10 protein-coding genes are annotated in these 15,555 nt (G+C 73.6%); 3 read left to right on the top strand and 7 right to left on the bottom strand.

Annotation, left to right across the window (positions count from 1 at the left end; translation table 11 throughout):
• Positions 1–256 precede the first annotated feature (256 nt).
• Positions 257–1,042 carry a transcriptional repressor LexA gene (lexA, locus tag ACH4E7_RS28820; RefSeq protein WP_396252045.1) on the top strand — a complete coding sequence of 262 codons (786 nt, stop codon included), beginning with the start codon at positions 257–259 and terminating at the stop codon, positions 1,040–1,042.
• Positions 1,043–1,191: 149 nt separating this feature from the next.
• Here lexA and ACH4E7_RS28815 read toward each other — a convergent pair whose 3' ends face one another.
• From ACH4E7_RS28815 to ACH4E7_RS28795, 5 genes are read right to left on the bottom strand one after another with little or no spacing between them, the layout of a single operon-like run.
• Positions 1,192–3,300: an ATP-dependent DNA helicase gene (locus ACH4E7_RS28815; protein ID WP_396251979.1), complete on the bottom strand. Its 2,109-nt coding sequence runs from the start codon at positions 3,298–3,300 to the stop codon at positions 1,192–1,194.
• Between the two features lie 12 nt (positions 3,301–3,312).
• Positions 3,313–5,136 carry an IucA/IucC family protein gene (locus ACH4E7_RS28810; RefSeq protein ID WP_396251978.1) on the bottom strand — a complete coding sequence of 608 codons (1,824 nt, stop codon included), beginning with the start codon at positions 5,134–5,136 and terminating at the stop codon, positions 3,313–3,315.
• Positions 5,114–6,505 carry a lysine N(6)-hydroxylase/L-ornithine N(5)-oxygenase family protein gene (locus tag ACH4E7_RS28805; protein ID WP_396251977.1) on the bottom strand — a complete coding sequence of 464 codons (1,392 nt, stop codon included), beginning with the start codon at positions 6,503–6,505 and terminating at the stop codon, positions 5,114–5,116. The genes ACH4E7_RS28810 and ACH4E7_RS28805 overlap by 23 nt, the downstream gene beginning before the upstream one ends.
• Positions 6,506–6,514: 9 nt before the next feature.
• Entirely contained in the window at positions 6,515–7,186 is a 672-nt protein-coding gene (locus tag ACH4E7_RS28800) for a GNAT family N-acetyltransferase (protein ID WP_396252044.1), read from the bottom strand.
• A complete protein-coding gene (locus ACH4E7_RS28795; RefSeq protein WP_396251976.1) occupies positions 7,078–8,913 on the bottom strand; it encodes an IucA/IucC family protein in 1,836 nt (611 codons plus the stop codon). Before ACH4E7_RS28795 ends, ACH4E7_RS28800 begins: the two co-directional genes overlap by 109 nt.
• A gap of 336 nt (positions 8,914–9,249) precedes the next feature.
• On the opposite strand from ACH4E7_RS28795, the gene ACH4E7_RS28790 reads away from it, so the two are divergent.
• Together ACH4E7_RS28790 and ACH4E7_RS28785 are read left to right on the top strand one after the other, a co-directional pair.
• The gene (locus tag ACH4E7_RS28790) at positions 9,250–10,458 is read left to right on the top strand and encodes a trypsin-like serine peptidase (protein WP_396251975.1); all 1,209 of its coding nucleotides are present in this window, start codon (positions 9,250–9,252) and stop codon (positions 10,456–10,458) included.
• 28 nt (positions 10,459–10,486) lie between these two features.
• A complete protein-coding gene (locus ACH4E7_RS28785; protein WP_396251974.1) occupies positions 10,487–11,659 on the top strand; it encodes a trypsin-like serine peptidase in 1,173 nt (390 codons plus the stop codon).
• A 48-nt stretch (positions 11,660–11,707) separates the two neighbouring features.
• Here the strand turns inward: ACH4E7_RS28785 and hflX are convergent, their stop codons facing one another.
• Positions 11,708–13,210, bottom strand: a complete 1,503-nt coding sequence (hflX, locus tag ACH4E7_RS28780; protein WP_396251973.1) for a GTPase HflX — start codon at positions 13,208–13,210, stop codon at positions 11,708–11,710.
• Positions 13,207–15,546, bottom strand: coding sequence for a RelA/SpoT family protein (locus ACH4E7_RS28775; protein ID WP_396251972.1), 2,340 nt, complete (start codon positions 15,544–15,546; stop codon positions 13,207–13,209). The genes hflX and ACH4E7_RS28775 overlap by 4 nt, the downstream gene beginning before the upstream one ends.
• Between the last annotated feature and the right edge of the window lie 9 nt (positions 15,547–15,555).

Genomic DNA, 15,555 nt, shown 5'->3' with positions numbered 1-15,555 from the left:
GAGTCGACATCCGGTCGAACATTTACTCGATGTACAACAAAGCCTTGATCGAGTCAGCCAACTCCCGAATAATTCACTCGAACGTGTGTTTGGCGCAACCTTTCGATAGGAGGTGCGTTGGGCTGGAAAAGGGAGAGGACAGCCGTCGAGAGGGGCCGCCGTGAACACCATCGAAACCAACACCATCCCGGTGCAGGAACACTCCCAGTTCAAGGTGGGGCAGCGCCCCACGAATCAGCAGAGTGTGGACATCAGCATGGACCGTAGCGAAGACCACCGCCTCTCCGGCGCGGCCCTTTCCACCGCGAGCCGCGTTCCCGACCAGCCGATCGAACACTCCCCCGCAATGGACGACAGCCACCCCTCCCCCGCCCGCGCGATGCCCGGACGCCCCCCCGGTATCCGAACCGACGAGGCCGGCCTCACCGAGCGCCAGCGCCGGGTGATCGAGGTCATCCGCGACTCCGTCCAGCGCCGGGGCTACCCGCCGTCCATGCGCGAGATCGGCCAGGCCGTCGGCCTGTCCAGCACCTCCTCGGTCGCCCACCAGCTGATGGCCCTGGAGCGCAAGGGCTTCCTCCGTCGGGACCCGCACCGCCCGCGCGCCTACGAGGTCCGCGGCGTCGAGGTGGCCCGCCCCAACACCGCCGAGACGGCCGGGCGGCCGTCCACCTCCTACGTGCCGCTGGTCGGCCGGATCGCCGCCGGCGGTCCGATCCTGGCCGAGCAGACGGTCGAGGACGTCTTCCCGCTGCCCCGCCAGCTGGTCGGCGAGGGCGAGCTGTTCGCGCTCACCGTGCGCGGCGACTCGATGATCGAGGCGGCCATCTGCGACGGCGACTGGGTCACCGTGCGCCGCCAGCCGGTCGCCGAGAACGGCGACATCGTGGCCGCCATGATCGACGGCGAGGCCACCGTGAAGCGGCTCAAGCGCGAGGACGGCCGGATCTGGCTGATGCCGCACAACCCGGCGTACGAGCCGATCAACGGCGACAACGCGACCATCCTGGGCAAGGTCGTCGCGGTCCTGCGCCGCCTCTGACCGCACGGGCGCGGCGCCTCCGACACCACGGACGCGCCGCCGCCGACACCGCGGGAGGCGCCGCGGGCGGCAGCAACCCGGGAAGGGGCTCCACCGCGTCAGCGGGGAGCCCCTCCGTCGTTGTACGGCAGCGGCGGCTGCAGCGGCGCTCAGCCCCGCTTCACCACCGGCCGCACCGGCGCCGCCGAGGCGTCGATCGCCGCCAGCGAGCGGCGCACCTGGTTGCGGTCCGTGGTGTACCAGAACTCCGGCATGGAGGAGCGGAAGAAGCCCCCGTACCGCTTGGTCTCCACCCGCGGGTCGAGCACCGCGACCACGCCCCGGTCGTCCGCCGCCCGCACCAGCCGGCCGGCGCCCTGCGCCATCAGCAGCGCCGCGTGCGTCGCCGCGACGGCCATGAAGCCGTTGCCGCCGTGCTGTTCGACGTCCTTCTGGCGGGCGCTCATCAGCGGGTCGTCCGGGCGCGGGAAGGGGATGCGGTCCATCACGACCAGCTGGCAGGCCGAGCCGGGCACGTCCACGCCCTGCCAGAGCGAGAGCGTGCCGAACAGGCAGGTGGTCGCGTCCGAGGCGAACTCGCGGATCAACTCGCCCAGGGTGTCCTCCCCCTGGAGCAGGATCCGGTGGTCCAGCCGCTCCCGCATCGCCTCCGCGGCCGCCTGGGCCCCGCGCATCGAGGAGAACAGGCCCAGCGTCCGACCGCCGGCCGCGCCGATCAGCTCGGCCAACTCATCCAGCATGTCCGGCCGTTCGGGGTCGCGCCCGGGGTCTGCGAGGTGCTTGGCGACGTACAGGATGCCCTGCTTGGGGTACTTGAACGGCGAGCCGACGTCGATCCCCCGCCAGTACGGGACGGCATCCTCCCCGAAGCCGGGCTCCGGGTTGTCGCCGGGCGTGCGCTCGTCCGGCAGCCGGGTCTCCTTGGGCAGGCCGAGCGAGCCGGCCACGCCGTTGAAGTCCCCGCCGAGCTTGAGCGTGGCCGAGGTGAGGACGACCGAACGCTCCTTGTACAGCCCCTCGCGCAGCAGCCCGGACACGCTCAGCGGCGCGACCCGCAGCGAGGCGGTGCCCAGCCCGTAGCGGTCGCTGCGCTCGATCCAGACCACGTCGTACTCGGAGTCCTCCAGCAGCCGCTCGGCGGTCTCGTGCAGCGTCTCGGCCGAGGCCATCGCCTGCTTGCGCACCGCGTCCTCGTCGCTGAGCCCCTTGTCCCGGGTCTCACCGAGCGAGGTGATCACCTGCCGGGCGGCGTCCCGGATCGCGGTGACCGCGTACGCCAGGTACTCGGGCAGCTCCTCGACCCGGCCGGGCTGGGCGGTCTCCATCAGGCCGTGGTAGTTCTCCGCGGCGGCCTGCAGCGCGTCCACGGCCTTCTCGTTGGCCAGCCGGGCCGCCCGCTTCACCGCCCGGTTGACCGCGCCGACGGTCAGCTCGGCGGTGGCCGCGCCGGTGACCCGGTTGACCAGCTCGTGCGCCTCGTCCACGATCAGCAGCCCGTGCTCGGGCAGCACCGGCGCGCCCTCGATCGCGTCGATCGCCAGCATCGCGTGGTTGGTGACCACGACGTCCGCCAGCTTGGCCCGCTCCCGCGCCTTCTCCGCGAAGCACTCCTGCCCGTACGCGCAGCGGGTCGCGCCCAGGCACTCCTTGGAGTTGACCGACAGCTGCGCCCAGGCCTTGTCCGACACGCCGGGGCTCATGTCGTCGCGGTCCCCGGTCTCGGTCTCGTCCGCCCAGTCGCGCAGCCGCAGCACCTCCTGCCCGAGCTTGCCGGCGGGCCCGCCGAGCGCGTCCACCGGGTCGAACAGGCCCTCGCCCTCGTCGCTCGGGGTGCCCTCGTTGGCCCGGTGCAGGCACAGGTAGTTGGAGCGGCCCTTGAGCATCGCGAACAGCGGGCGGCGGCGCAGCACCGGGTGCAGCGCCTCGACCGTGCGCGGCAAGTCCCGCTCCACCAGCTGGCGTTGCAGCGCCAGGGTGGCGGTGGCGACCACCACGCGGTCCCCGTGGGCGAGCGCCGGCACCAGGTAGGCCAGGGACTTGCCGGTGCCGGTGCCGGCCTGGACGAGCAGGTGCTCGCTGTGGTCGACGGCGTCGGCGACGGCCTCGGCCATCCGCATCTGGCCGGGGCGCTCGACGCCGCCGACGGCCGCCACCGCGGCGTGCAGCAGTTCGGGGATCCGCGAGCGCGGGACGGCGACGGCTTCCTCGGCCTCGTCGCCGAGGTCCGTCGCGGGCAGGGGTTCGGAGTCGTTCGTCATGGCCCTTCCACCCTACGGGGCGGGGGCGACATTCCGGTCCCGTTGCACCGGAAGGCGCACGTCCACGGCGACCAGCGCGTTCGGCACCGTACCGTGCCGGGCCGCGTGCGGACGGTGCGGGCGGTCCTGGTAGCCGTCCAGCAACAGCCGGTTGCGGTTGAGGCAGAGCCGGGTGATCCGGGGCTGGAACAGGTCGAACAGCGCGAAGCGCTCGCGCAGCCCGGGGAAGCGGTCCTGGTAGCGGTGGATCTCGGCGCGCAGCAGGGCCCAGAACTCGGTCTCGGCCAGTCCGGTCTGCGCCTCCAGCAGTGGGGCGAGGTAGCGGAAGACGCCGATGAACAGCCCGGAGTGGATGAACTGGCAGAGCCCCGGCGGGCTGTCCCGCAGCAGCACGTCGGCGACCTCGGCGGGCAGCTCGCGCAGTTCGGGCAGGTCCTGGTCGCTGAGGTTGACGTCGTCGACGAAATCCTTGACCGCGAGCCGGGTCGGGGTGCCGCGGTCGTCGAAGACCACGATGGCGTTCTCGCCGTGCGGGGAGAAGACCAGCCCGTAGCGGTAGAGGAAGTGCAGCAGCGGCGGCATCATCGCGGCGAACAGCCGGCCGGTCCACTCGGCGGGGGTGAGGCCGGAGCGGGTGATCAGCTCGACGGCGAGGGCGCGGCCGTCCGAGCCGGTCTGCAGCAGCGCGGCCAGGGTACGGGCGCGTTCGTCCCCGGCGAGGAAGGGTCCGAGCGGTTCGCGCCAGATCGCGCCGAGGAGTTCCTTGTACTGGTACGGCGACTCGGGCATCTCCCGGTACACCGGGTGGTCGACGGTGACGGAGGCGATCTCGCCGAGCAGGATCACCCGGCACTCGTCCCGCAGGTACGGGTCGGCGTCGCGCAGCCCGTGCAGCCAGGCGGTGACGGCGGGCGCGGCGAGGGTCCGCTCGACCGGCAGGCCGCGCCAGACCAGGGTGTTGAGGATGGACAGCGGCAGCTTGACGGTGCAGCGCTCGGGATGGGCGGTGTTGAAGAAGGAGCGGATGGACTGCTGGGGCAGCCGTGGGTCGCCGTCCGAGGGCAGCGGGACGATCTCGCCGGAGGCGATCCAGGGCGCGAACAGCGGCAGCACCGTCTCGTCCCACTGCCAGGGGTGGACGGGCAGCAGCAGGTAGTCGTCGGCGTCCGGGCCGAGCGGGGCGCGCAGCGCGTCCGGGTCGTCCAGCTCGCGGGCGTACAGCTGCTCGGGCCGCTCCAGGCCGGGCACGCCGCGGTACTGGGCGAGCCGGCGGTGGACGGCGATCCAGGGCAGCGGGCGCGGGCTGCGGGCCTCCGGGGCCCAGCGGGCGGCGTCGCTGCCGGAGAAGCCGATCCGGCCCTTGTTGGGGACGATCCACGGGTGTCCGCCCTGCCGCCCCTCCAGCGCGGGGTGGTCGAGCTCGGCGAGTTCGGCGGCGGTGAGCGCGGTGGCGAGCTGACGGGCGTCGGCGGTCAGGGTGACGGAGAGCTCGCGGATCAGGTGGGCGGTGGTCTCGCCGCGCATCCCGAGGGTCTGCCGGGCGTACGGGAGGAAGCGCAGCGGGTCCAGGCCGTCCGGTTGGGAGCAGCGGATGGACTCCGGGTCGACCTGCCAGCTGTCGTAGGCGCCGCGGCGGGCGGTGAAGCGGTACTCGACCTCGGGCAGTTTCAGCAGGTAGTCGCCGTCGAGGGCCCCGGGGGCGGGCGTGAGCAGTTCCTCGTAGGCGAACTCGCCGAACATCTTGGCCAGCAGGGCGCGGCCGGCCCGCCGCCAGTGCCCGGCGGTGAGGTGCGGGGGCAGGTAGAGCGGCGGTTCAGCGGCCGACGGTTGCGGCACGGGTCAGCTCCTGGGGGCGGGGGACGACGGGGGTGGGTTGTGCGTGACCGGCGGGGGCCGGCGGCGCGAAGCCGGTCCAGGCGGTGCGGTCGGGCAGTCGGTGGACGGTCCGACCGGTGACGGCGTTGAGGATGACGGCGGCCCGGTGGGCGCCGAGGCCGAGGTCGGGGGTGCCGACGCCGTGGGTGTGCAGTTCGGCGTTCTGGACGTAGAGGCCGCCGGTGAGCTCGGGCCGGGTGGCGACCCGGTGGTCGAGGTCGACCCGGTAGCGCCCGGACTCGTCCCAGTCGATCAGGTGGGCGAGCGGTTCGAGCGCGGCCGGGCGGGCGGCGCGGTAGCCGGTGGCGAGCACCACGGCATCGGTGCGCAGCAGGTACTCGGCGCCGGAGTCGGTGTGCCGGCAGTGCAGTTCGAGGCCGCCGCAGGGGCCGGGGCGGGCGTCGGTGACGGCGGTGCCGGAGGTGATCTCGACCGGGGCGGTGTCGATCGGGCGGCCGATGGTGCGCTCGTAGAGGTGGTCGTGGATCTCGGCGAGGGTCTCGGCGCTGGCGGCCTTGTGCAGCTGCCACTGAGCGGCGACCAGGGCGTCCCGGACGGGCTCGGGGAGGCTGTGGAAGTAGCGGGTGTAGTCGGGGGTGAAGTGCTCCAGGCCGAGCTTGGAGTACTCCATGGGGGCGAGCGCCCGGGTGCGGGTGAGCCAGCGCAGCCGGACCCCGTCGCCCTCGTGACGGCGGAGCAGGTCGAGGAAGACCTCGGCGCCGGACTGCCCGCTGCCGACCACGGTGATGTCCCGGGCGCCGGCCAGGTCGGCGCGGCGGTCGAGGTACTCGGCGGAGTGGAAGGCCAGCGGGTGGCCCGCGAGCCCCGCGAAGGCCTCGGGCAGGACCGGCCGGGTGCCGACGCCGAGCGCGAGGTTGCGGGCCCGTACGGTGGAGCGCCGGCCGGTCGCGGTGTCGGTCAACTCGGCCCGGTACGAGCCGCCTTCCCAGTGCAGCGCGGTGACCTCGGTGCCGAAGCGGCAGCTGGCCAGCCGTTCGGCGGCCCAGCGGCAGTAGTGGTCGTACTCGCGGCGGGGCAGCTGGAAGCGCTCGGCGAAGTAGAACGGGAACAGCCGGTCCTGGGCACGCAGGTAGTTGAGGAAGGACCACGGGTTGGTCGGGTCGACCAGGGAGACCAGGTCGGCGAGGAAGGGCACCTGCATCCGGGCCCCGTCCACCAGCATCCCGTGGTGCCAGCGGAACTCCGGACGCTGGTCGCAGAAGAGCGTGCGCAGGCCGGGTACGGGCTCGGCGAGTGCGGCGAGCGACAGGTTGAACGGGCCGATGCCGACGCCGAGCAGGTCGTACGGCGGGGGTGTCGAGGTGTCCACAGGGGTGTCCTAGGCAGAAAGTAAGTCTCGGTCGCGGACCATCAGGGCGGCGCGCTTGCCGGGCAGGGCGAGTTCGGCGGCGGCCCGGAATCCGGCCCGTTCGAAGGCCCGGACCGAGCGCCGGTTGCGGACGTCCGGTTCGGCCACCATCCGCTCGCAGTAAGGTCGTCGACTGAGGATCAGATCGGTGAGGGCGGACAGCAGCAGGGCGCCCAGGCCCCGGCCGCGGCTGGCGGCGGGGCCGAGCAGCAGGTGCACCCCGATGTCGTGCGGCCGGGCCGGGTAGTGCCCGGCGAGCGGGTCGAGGTCGGCGCGGTACACCTCCCAGTAGCTCATCGGCGTGCCGTCGAGCAGGCCCAGGCAGGGCACGCTCCGGCCATCGCCGTCGAGTTGGGCCCGGATGTGCCGTTCGGTGACGGCGGGCGGCCCGGCGAGTTCCCAGAACTCGTCGACCTCGGGGTCGTTCATCCAGCCGGCCAGCAGCTCCAGGTCGGCGGGCAGCCGGACCGGGCTGAGCCGGAACTCGCCGGCCGGGGTGGGGACGACCCCCCACCCGGGCACATCGTCCAGCATCAGACGTCCGCCACCGGGTTGGGGATGTCCACGTACACGGACTGGGTGGCGACCGGGCCGACCAGCTCGTCCAGGCCGTTGATCCGGGTGAGCAGGTTGGCCTTGCAGGGCAGGACGGGCGCGTCCAGCAGCAGCGCGGGCAGTGCCGAGCCGGTGGCGGTGGCCTGCGGGCCGGCCAGGAACCGGCGCAGTCCGGCCAGCAGCACCGTTTCGTCGGCCAGCCCCTGGGAGCCGAAGGCCCCGATCAGGCCGAGCACGTGGTTGATGCCGAGGTAGTAGGCGAAGTGGTGGTCGATCACCGGGTCGGGCAGGAAGGTGTCGCTCTCCGCGCCGAGCCCGGGCAGCCTGGCGGTGAGCCGCTCGGCGGCGCTCTCCCGGTAGTAGTAGCCCTGGTTGTCGCGGTAGCGGCCGCCGATGGGCCAGCCCTCGGCGTCCAGCAGCACGATGCTGTTCTGCTGGTGCGCCTCCAGGGCGATGCCGCCCCGGCCGTCCAGCCAGAGGACGGGCAGCACGACCGCGTCCAGATAGCGCAGGAACCATTCAGCGGCCACCGTGCGCAGCGGGCGGCCGGTGCGGGCGGCGAGCGAGCGCAGGGTGTCGCCGAGCCGGGACGGCACGGTGGTGCCGGTGCCGAGCGGCTGTTCGGCGACCAGTCCGGCCACGCACAGCGCCCGGTCGGTGGGCGCGAAGGGCTGGGCTCGCAGGACGGTGTCCAGGCCGCCCGGGTCGCCGAGCCCGGGGCGGTCGACGCCGATCCAGGCCGGGTCGCGGACGATGTCGAAGCCGGGGTGGGCGGCGCGCCACTCGGCGGCCAGCCCGCTCTCCAGCAGCCGGTGCATCTCCAGGCCGCGGTGCAGCTCCTTGCGCAGGTTCTCCCGGCGGGAGTTGGTGATCCGCAGACCGAGCGAGAGCTTGAGCATCCACGGCACGCCGGGCCGGTAGACGGTGCGCACCGAGGAGGTGGGGTGCCAGGGCTCGCCGGCCGGGCCGAGATCGTGCAGCAGCCCGTCCGCGAGCAGGGCGGCGACGGCCGGGCGGTGGGCGAGTTCGCGGGCCTGCCAGGGGTGCAGCGGCAGGGCGGCGGTGCCGGGCGGCAGGGCGGTGCGGCCGCCGAGCAGGTCGGCGGTGAGCCGGTCGGCGCTCTCGGCGACGGCGGAGCCGGCCGCGAGCAGCCCGCGGTCGACCGCGTACCAGTGCAGTTGGAAGGAGCCGTGCAGTTCGGGCGAGTAGGCGGCGCTCTGGGCCGGGCCGAGGCCGTCGCGGCTCTTCGGGGTGGGGTGCAGCGGGTGGCCGAGCAACAGGGACTGCTCGGCGGCGAGGAAGTGTGAGCGCTCCGGCCCGCCTGGTTCGGCGGCGGTGCGGCGGTGGGCGAGGATCTCGGCGGTGCGCACCACCGAGTCGGCGACGCGGGCGGCGAGGTCGGCGACCTGCCCGGGATCGGGCCGTTCGGCGGCCGCGGCGGCGAGCAGCGCGGCGGCGGTGACGGCGTCCACCGGGGCCTCGGCGGTCCCCTCCCCGGCCGAGAGCGTGGCCGGCCCGAACCGGTGCCAGCCGCCGGGCGACCAGTAACGGACCGACGCGGTGAGCCGGGCGGCGCTGCCGAGGACGTCGATCCGCAACCGTCCGTCCGCCCCGGGCCGGGCGCCGGTCTCCCGCGTCCAGCAGCGCAACAGGGCCTCCAGGGCGGCCTGTTCGGCGGCGACGGCCGGGTCCGGGTGCAGCAGCGGGTCGGGCCCGGGCTGGCGCTCCCCGCTCGCCTCCGGGCGCTCTTGGTCCGGCGTCGACGCTCCTCGCTGCGGCGATTCGGGCGGGGCTCCGGTGAGGGCGGTGCTCAAGGCTGCTCCTTGGTGCGCGTGGGGGTGCGGACGCGCGCTGGTGGTGGAGAGGGTCGGCGGGCGCTCGCACCGTCGCGTCAGGTAAGGGTTACCTATCCATGACGGGTGATCACAAGGACGGCTCACTCGTCCGGGTGAAGAACGGGGATTGTCCGCCCCGGCGGCGGAAGGCCCTGCTGTGCCAACGACTCGCCTGGTCCCGCGTCACGGATCGGTGACCTCGGGCCAGCCCCGCAACCCGGGGGGCGGCCACGGCCGTCCTGCACGGCGATGGAAGACTCCAGGGCGGCGAGCCGCCACACCGAAGCCCGACCGAGCACAGGGGGAAGCGCACAGATGCCATCGATCCACCGGTCAGCCCTGGCCGCCGCCCTGGTCACCGGAACACTGCTCGCCGCGAGCGCCTGCGGACCGGACGGCCCGGCCGGCGTCGGCGGGAAGACCGCCGCGCCGCCACCGAACGCCACCGCGGCGAGCGGCGCCGCCACCCCCGGCGGTGGCGGCGTCATCGGCGGGATCACCCTGCCCTCCGGTCTGCCGACCAGCCTGCTGGAGGGTCTGCCGAGGACCTGGGACGACCTGAAGAAGTGGAAGTTCGAGGACTGGGACAAGTGGGCGTCCAAGCACGTCTTCAACAACCCGGTGGTGAAGGACTTCTGGGATCCGGACAAGATGGGCGACGCCAAGCCCGCCGACCCGGCCCCGCCCACCGCCAAGCCGGCCCCGGCCACCTCGAAGCCCTCCACCGACGACGGGGTGACCGACCCCGAGCCGCCGGTGGTCAAGGCCGTACCGGTGCCCCGCCCGTACCTCAAGCAGCCCTCCGGCAAGGTGTTCTTCTCCGCCCAGGGCGGCCGGGGCAACTGCTCGGCCACCGTGGTCGCCGACCCGCAGCACCCGGGCAAGAGCAACCTGGTCTGGACGGCCGCGCACTGCGTGCACGAGGGCAAGGGCGGCGACTTCTACAAGGACCTGGTGTTCGTCCCCGCCTACAACAACTCCGGTGCCTCCAGCGGCGGCAAGAAGGCCCCGCTGTCCGAGCTGGCCCCGCTCGGCACCTGGTGGGCCGACCAGGTCACCACCTCCCCGCAGTGGATGGTCGAGGGCGGCCCGACCGGCGACGCCGCCAACCAGTACGACTTCGCCGTGATGCGCGTGCACAACCAGAACGACACCGGCAAGTCCCTTGAGGAGACGGTCGGTTCGGCCGTCCCGGTGTGGTTCGACGCGCCCCGCGACCAGCTCAGGGTCTCGGCCTCCGGCTACCCGCTGGTCAAGCCGTTCGACGGCCAGGAGCTCTACAAGTGCGACGGCGGCAAGCCCACCCGGCTGTCCTTCGACGCCAAGCGCCCGTCCATGCTGACCATCGGCTGCAACATGACCCAGGGCGCCAGCGGCGGCGGCTGGTTCGCCACCATGCCGGACGGGAGGACCGCCCTGGTCAGCAACACCTCGATCGGCACCCAGGAGCACACCTCACTGAGCGGCCCGTACTTGGAGGCGGTCGCCAAGCAGGCCCTGGACTGGATCTCCAGGAAGCAGTAGCCGGTATCACCACGGGGGACGAATCAGCATGCGCACCATCAGGGCCGGTCGTGTGGGGCAGGTCGGATCCGGGCTGATCCGCAGGACCGGCCCTCATACCAGGGGGCGCCGGGTTGCCACGGCCGCCGCCGCGTTGCTCGCCGCCCTGACGCTCACCGCGGTCGCCTGCGGGCCGGACGGCCCCGCCGCCCCGGCCACCCCGCCCTCCGCCCTGCCCAAGGCCGCGCCGAGCAGCCTCGGCGACCTCAGCGGCTGGAAGCTGGAGGACTGGGCGCGGTACGTCACCGACAGCGGCTTCGCCAACCCGGTGGCCCCGGGCTACTGGTCGGTCTCCCGGATGGAGGCCGCCAAGGCCAGGCCCACGCCGGAGTACTCGCTGACCGCCACCGCGCCGGGCACGGTCCAGCGGGACGCCCCGCCGGCCGCCGTCCCGGCCAAGCCCCAGCAGCACCCCTACGGCCCGGACTCCGCCGTGGTCGGCAAGCTGCTGATGACCACACCGCAGGGCGACGCGGTCTGCTCCGGCACGGTGGTCTCGGACCCGGTCAACCCGGGCCGCAGCGACCTGGTGTACACCGCCGCGCACTGCCTGAACGACGGCAAGGGCGGCGGCTGGGTGAAGAACCTGGTCTTCGTGCCCGGCTTCAACCGGGACGGCCGGGCGGCCCGCGGCAAGCCGTACGGCGACCAGCAGGCGGCCCCGTACGGCCGGTGGACGGCGGTGCGCGCGCTGGTGTCGCCGACCTGGCTGCAGGAGAGCGGTGTCGGCGCCCACAGCCAGTACGACTACGCCGTCGTCCGGGTGCGCGGGGAGTCCGACCCCGGTCCGTCCCTGGAGGAGACGGTCGGAGGTTCCGTCCCGGTCTGGTTCAACGCCCCGCGCGAGCAGGTCGGCTCGGCCGTCGCGTACGGCTACCCGGTCGAGCGGCCCTTCGACGGCATGGAGCTGCACCGCTGCGACTCCCCGGCCGCGCCGGGCCTGCTCTCCTTCGACCGCAGCCGCCCGCCGATGTACGCGATCGGCTGCACCATGACCGGCGGCGCGAGCGGCGGCGGCTGGTTCATCACCAAGGACGGCAAGCCCAACCTGGTCAGCGTCAGCGCGATCGGCAACCGCGACCCGGCCGGGTACCTGGCCGGGCCGTCGCTGCAGGACCAGGCGAAACAGGCCTTCGACTACTTCGCCAAGAACGTCAAATAGCGCGAAGGGCCCCGGACGGGATTGTCCGGGGCCCTTCCGTAGCACCGGTCAGCCCTGCAGGGCCACCGAGAAGTGCTCCAGCTCCGCGGCCAGCTCGGCCGGCACCTTGGCGTGCAGCAGCGTGCCCTCGCCGGTGTGCTCGGTGGCGAGCAGCTCGCCCTCCTTGTGCACCCGGGAGACCAGGGCGCCCTGGGTGTAGGGCACCAGGGCCCGGACCTCGACGGCCGGGCGCGGCAGCTCGTCGTCGATGAGCTTCAGCAGCTCCTCGATGCCCGCGCCGCTGCGGGCCGACACCACGATGGCGTGCGGCTCGCGGCGCAGCAGGCGCTGCAGCACATGGGGGTCGGCGGCATCCGCCTTGTTGATCACCACGATCTCCGGCACGTTCTGTGCCTCGACCGAGACGATGACCTCGCGGACGGCGGCCAGCTGCGTCTCGGGCTCGGGGTGCGAGCCGTCCACCACGTGCAGGATGAGGTCGGCGTCGGCGACCTCCTCCATGGTCGAGCGGAAGGCCTCGACCAGGTGGTGCGGCAGGTGCCGGACGAAGCCGACGGTGTCGGCCAGGGTGTAGAGCCGCCCGCTCGGGGTCTCGGCCCGGCGCACGGTCGGGTCCAGGGTGGCGAACAGCGCGTTCTCCACCAGCACGCCCGCGCCGGTGAGCCGGTTGAGCAGGGAGGACTTGCCGGCGTTGGTGTACCCGGCGATGGCCACGGACGGCACCTGGTGGCGCTTGCGCTCCTGGCGCTTGGTGTCGCGGCCCTTCTTCATGTCGGCGATCTCCTTGCGGAGCTTCGCCATCTTCTCGCGGATCCGACGACGGTCGGTCTCGATCTTGGTCTCACCGGGACCACGGGTGGCCATACCGCCGCCCGAGGAGCCGGAGCCACCGCCACCCATCTGCCGGGACAGCGACTGACCCCAACCGCGCAGGCGCGGCAGCATGTACTGCATCTGCGCGAGCGAGACCTGCGCCTTGCCCTCCCGGGACTTGGCGTGCTGGGCGAAGATGTCCAGGATCAGGGCCGTCCGGTCGACGACCTTGACCTTGACCACGTCCTCCAGGTGGATCAGCTGGCCGGGGGTGAGCTCACCGTCGCAGACCACGGTGTCGGCGCCGGTGGAGGCGACGATGTCGCGCAGCTCCTTCGCCTTGCCGGAGCCGATGTAGGTGGCGGCGTCGGGCTTGTCACGACGCTGGATGACGCCGTCCAGCACCTGGGAGCCGGCCGTCTCGGCGAGCGCGGCGAGCTCGGCCATCGAGTTCTCCGCCTCCTCCAGCGTGCCGTCGGTCCAGACGCCGACGAGCACCACGCGCTCCAGGCGGAGCTGGCGGTACTCGACCTCGGTGACGTCTTCGAGTTCGGTGGAGAGGCCGGCGACCCGGCGCAGGGCCGCACGCTCGCTGCGGTCGTACTGGTCGCCGTCGTAGCTGTGGCCGAGGTCCTCGTCGATGGCCGCGAGGTCCTCGTCCATGAGGGCTTCCGCCCGCAGACCGCCGAGGCGGCGCGAGGCGTCGGCGTGGTCGCGGGTGTCGAACGTGGAGGTCATTCTGTCCTTTGGTCGCTGTACGGCTGCGGCGAGGACCCTCGGCTGTCACCGGGGCTCCTGTGCCCTGTGAACGCCGTGGACCGGCCGTGAATTCCCCACGATGGTCGCACGCCCGGCACGGGCCGGTCACCCCCATTTCCCCCGGCGTGCCGGGCCCCGGCCCCTTCCGGGGCGTGCGGGCGGCTCACGTCGTACACCCCGGACACCTTGAGCATCGCCCGCATCAGCGCGGGCAGCGCGCCCGGCTCGGGCAGTTCGACGGTGTAGGTGTGCCGCACCCGGAGCTCCTGCGGCGGCTCGACCTCGGCCGAGACGATGCCGACGCCCTCGGCGGAGATCGCCGCGGTGAGGTCGGCGAGCAGCCGGGGCCGGTTCAGCGCCTCGGCCAACAGGGTGGCCCGGTGCCCGGCGGCCGGGGCGCCCTCGGGCCGCCAGCGGACCTCCAGCTCGGCGCGCCCGTCCGCGCGCAGCCGCTGCCCGGCCGGGCAGCCGGTGCGGTGCACGGCCACCGCGCCGCCGCGGATCGGGTAGCCGGCCACCTCGTCCGGCGGGACGGGCGTGCAGCAGCGGGCCAGCCGCACCGGCGCCCCGGGCCGCCCGTCCACCGCGACCGGGGCCGCCCGGCGCTCGCCCGCCCGGTGCGCGGGCGGGGCGGGCTGGCCGCCGGCCGGGCCGGTGCGCACCACCGGCAGCCGGGCCGGGTGGTCGGCCAGCCAGCGCTCGATGGCCAGCCGGGCGGCGGGGGTGCGGGCGTGCGCCAGCCACTCCGGCGACGGGCCCGAGGGCTGGCCGCTGCCGGCCGGGAGGTTCTCGGTGAGCACCGCGAGCACGTCGCCGTCCTGCAGCACGGTGGACAGCGCGGTGAGCCGGCCGTTGACCCGGGCGCCGATACATCGGTGCCCGGTCTCCTCGCCGAGCAGGTAGGCCGCGTCCACACAGCTGGCCCCGACCCTCAGCTGAAGCGTTTCGCCGCTCTCGGTCACCACGGTGATCTCGCGGTCGCCGGCCAGGTCGGCGGTGAGGGCGGACCAGAAGGCGTCCGGGTCGGGCGTCTCCTGCTGCCACTCCAGCAGTCGGCTGAGCCAGCCGGGCCGGGCCGGGTCGGTGCGGTCCAGTTCCTCGGCGTCCTGGGCGGTGCCGGCCGGGGACGGGTCGCCGAGCGCGACCACCCCGGTCTCGGCCACCTCGTGCATCCGCCGGGTCCGGACCAGCACCTCGACCACCGCGCCGCTCTCCAGCGCCACGGCGGTGTGCAGCGACTGGTAGAGGTTGAACTTGGGGGCGGCCACGAAGTCCTTGAACTCTCCGGGCAGCGGCGTCCAACAGGTGTGCAGCTCGCCGAGCACGGCGTAGCAGTCGGCGTTCTCCTCGACCACCACCAGCAGCCGCCCGAAGTCGGCCGGCTGCGGCCCCTGCGGCCGCCCGTCCGGCCCCGGCGCGGCGTCCCGCTTGAGCAGCACCCGGTGCAGCGAGACGCAGTGCCGGGGCCGGACCGTCACCTCGGCGGCGACCCCGGCCTCGGCCAGCTGGCGGGCCAGCCGCCGGGCGAACGGCTCCAGCAGGGCGTCCGGCTCGGCCTCGTGACCGGCCATCAGGGCCCGGCTGCGGGCGTGCTCCTCGGGGTGCAGGGTGGCGAAGACGATGTCCTCCAGCTCCGCCTTGAGCACCTGGATGCCGAGCCGCTCGGCCAGCGGGATGAGCACGTCCCGGGTGACCTTGGCGATCCGCACCTGGCTGGCCGGCTTCATGTGCCGGATGGTGCGCATGTTGTGCAGCCGGTCGGCGAGCTTGATCACCATCACCCGGACGTCGTCCCCGGTGGCGACCAGCATCTTGCGGAAGGTCTCGGCCTCGGCGGCCGCGCCGAAGTCGACCTTCTCCAGTTTCGTCACCCCGTCGACCAGGTAGGCGACTTCGGGCCCGAACCCGGCGCTCACCTGGTCCAGCGTCAGATCGGTGTCCTCGACCGTGTCGTGGAGCAGCGAGGCGACCAAGGTGGTGGTCCCGGAGCCGAGTTGGGCCAGGATCATGGTGACGGCCAGCGGGTGGGTGATGTACGGCTCGCCGCTCTTGCGCTTCTGGCCGCGGTGGCTGGCCTCGGCCAGCCGGTACGCCCGGGCGAGCAACCCGAGGTCGGCCTGCGGGTGATGTCGGCGGTGGACCCGGACGAGCGGTTCCAGGGCGTCCGGCACGGGCGGACGGCCGGTGGCCAGTAAGGCGGCCCGCCCGGCCCGGCCGAGGGCGGCCCGGCCGAGCTCCCCGAGGGGCCTCCTGGCCCCGGCCTGCCGTGCGGTCGTCGGCTGCCCCGCAAGGGGCTGCCCGGCTTCGATGGTCATCGGCACCTC

This window comes from Kitasatospora sp. NPDC018058 (genome assembly GCF_044327205.1).
GTDB lineage: Bacteria > Actinomycetota > Actinomycetes > Streptomycetales > Streptomycetaceae > Kitasatospora.
Note: the sequence above shows the minus strand (reverse complement) of the source record. Positions and strands in the feature narration are given on the sequence as shown.

What these genes read in the sequence shown, in the direction of transcription:
- lexA (WP_396252045.1), top strand. Translation starts at nt 257, where the DNA reads ATGGACCGTAGCGAAGACCACCGCCTCTCCGGCGCGGCCCTTTCCACC.
- ACH4E7_RS28815 (WP_396251979.1), bottom strand. Translation starts at nt 3,300, where the DNA reads ATGACGAACGACTCCGAACCCCTGCCCGCGACGGACCTCGGCGACGAG.
- ACH4E7_RS28790 (WP_396251975.1), top strand. Translation starts at nt 9,250, where the DNA reads ATGCCATCGATCCACCGGTCAGCCCTGGCCGCCGCCCTGGTCACCGGA.
- ACH4E7_RS28785 (WP_396251974.1), top strand. Translation starts at nt 10,487, where the DNA reads ATGCGCACCATCAGGGCCGGTCGTGTGGGGCAGGTCGGATCCGGGCTG.
- hflX (WP_396251973.1), bottom strand. Translation starts at nt 13,210, where the DNA reads ATGACCTCCACGTTCGACACCCGCGACCACGCCGACGCCTCGCGCCGC.
- ACH4E7_RS28775 (WP_396251972.1), bottom strand. Translation starts at nt 15,546, where the DNA reads ATGACCATCGAAGCCGGGCAGCCCCTTGCGGGGCAGCCGACGACCGCA.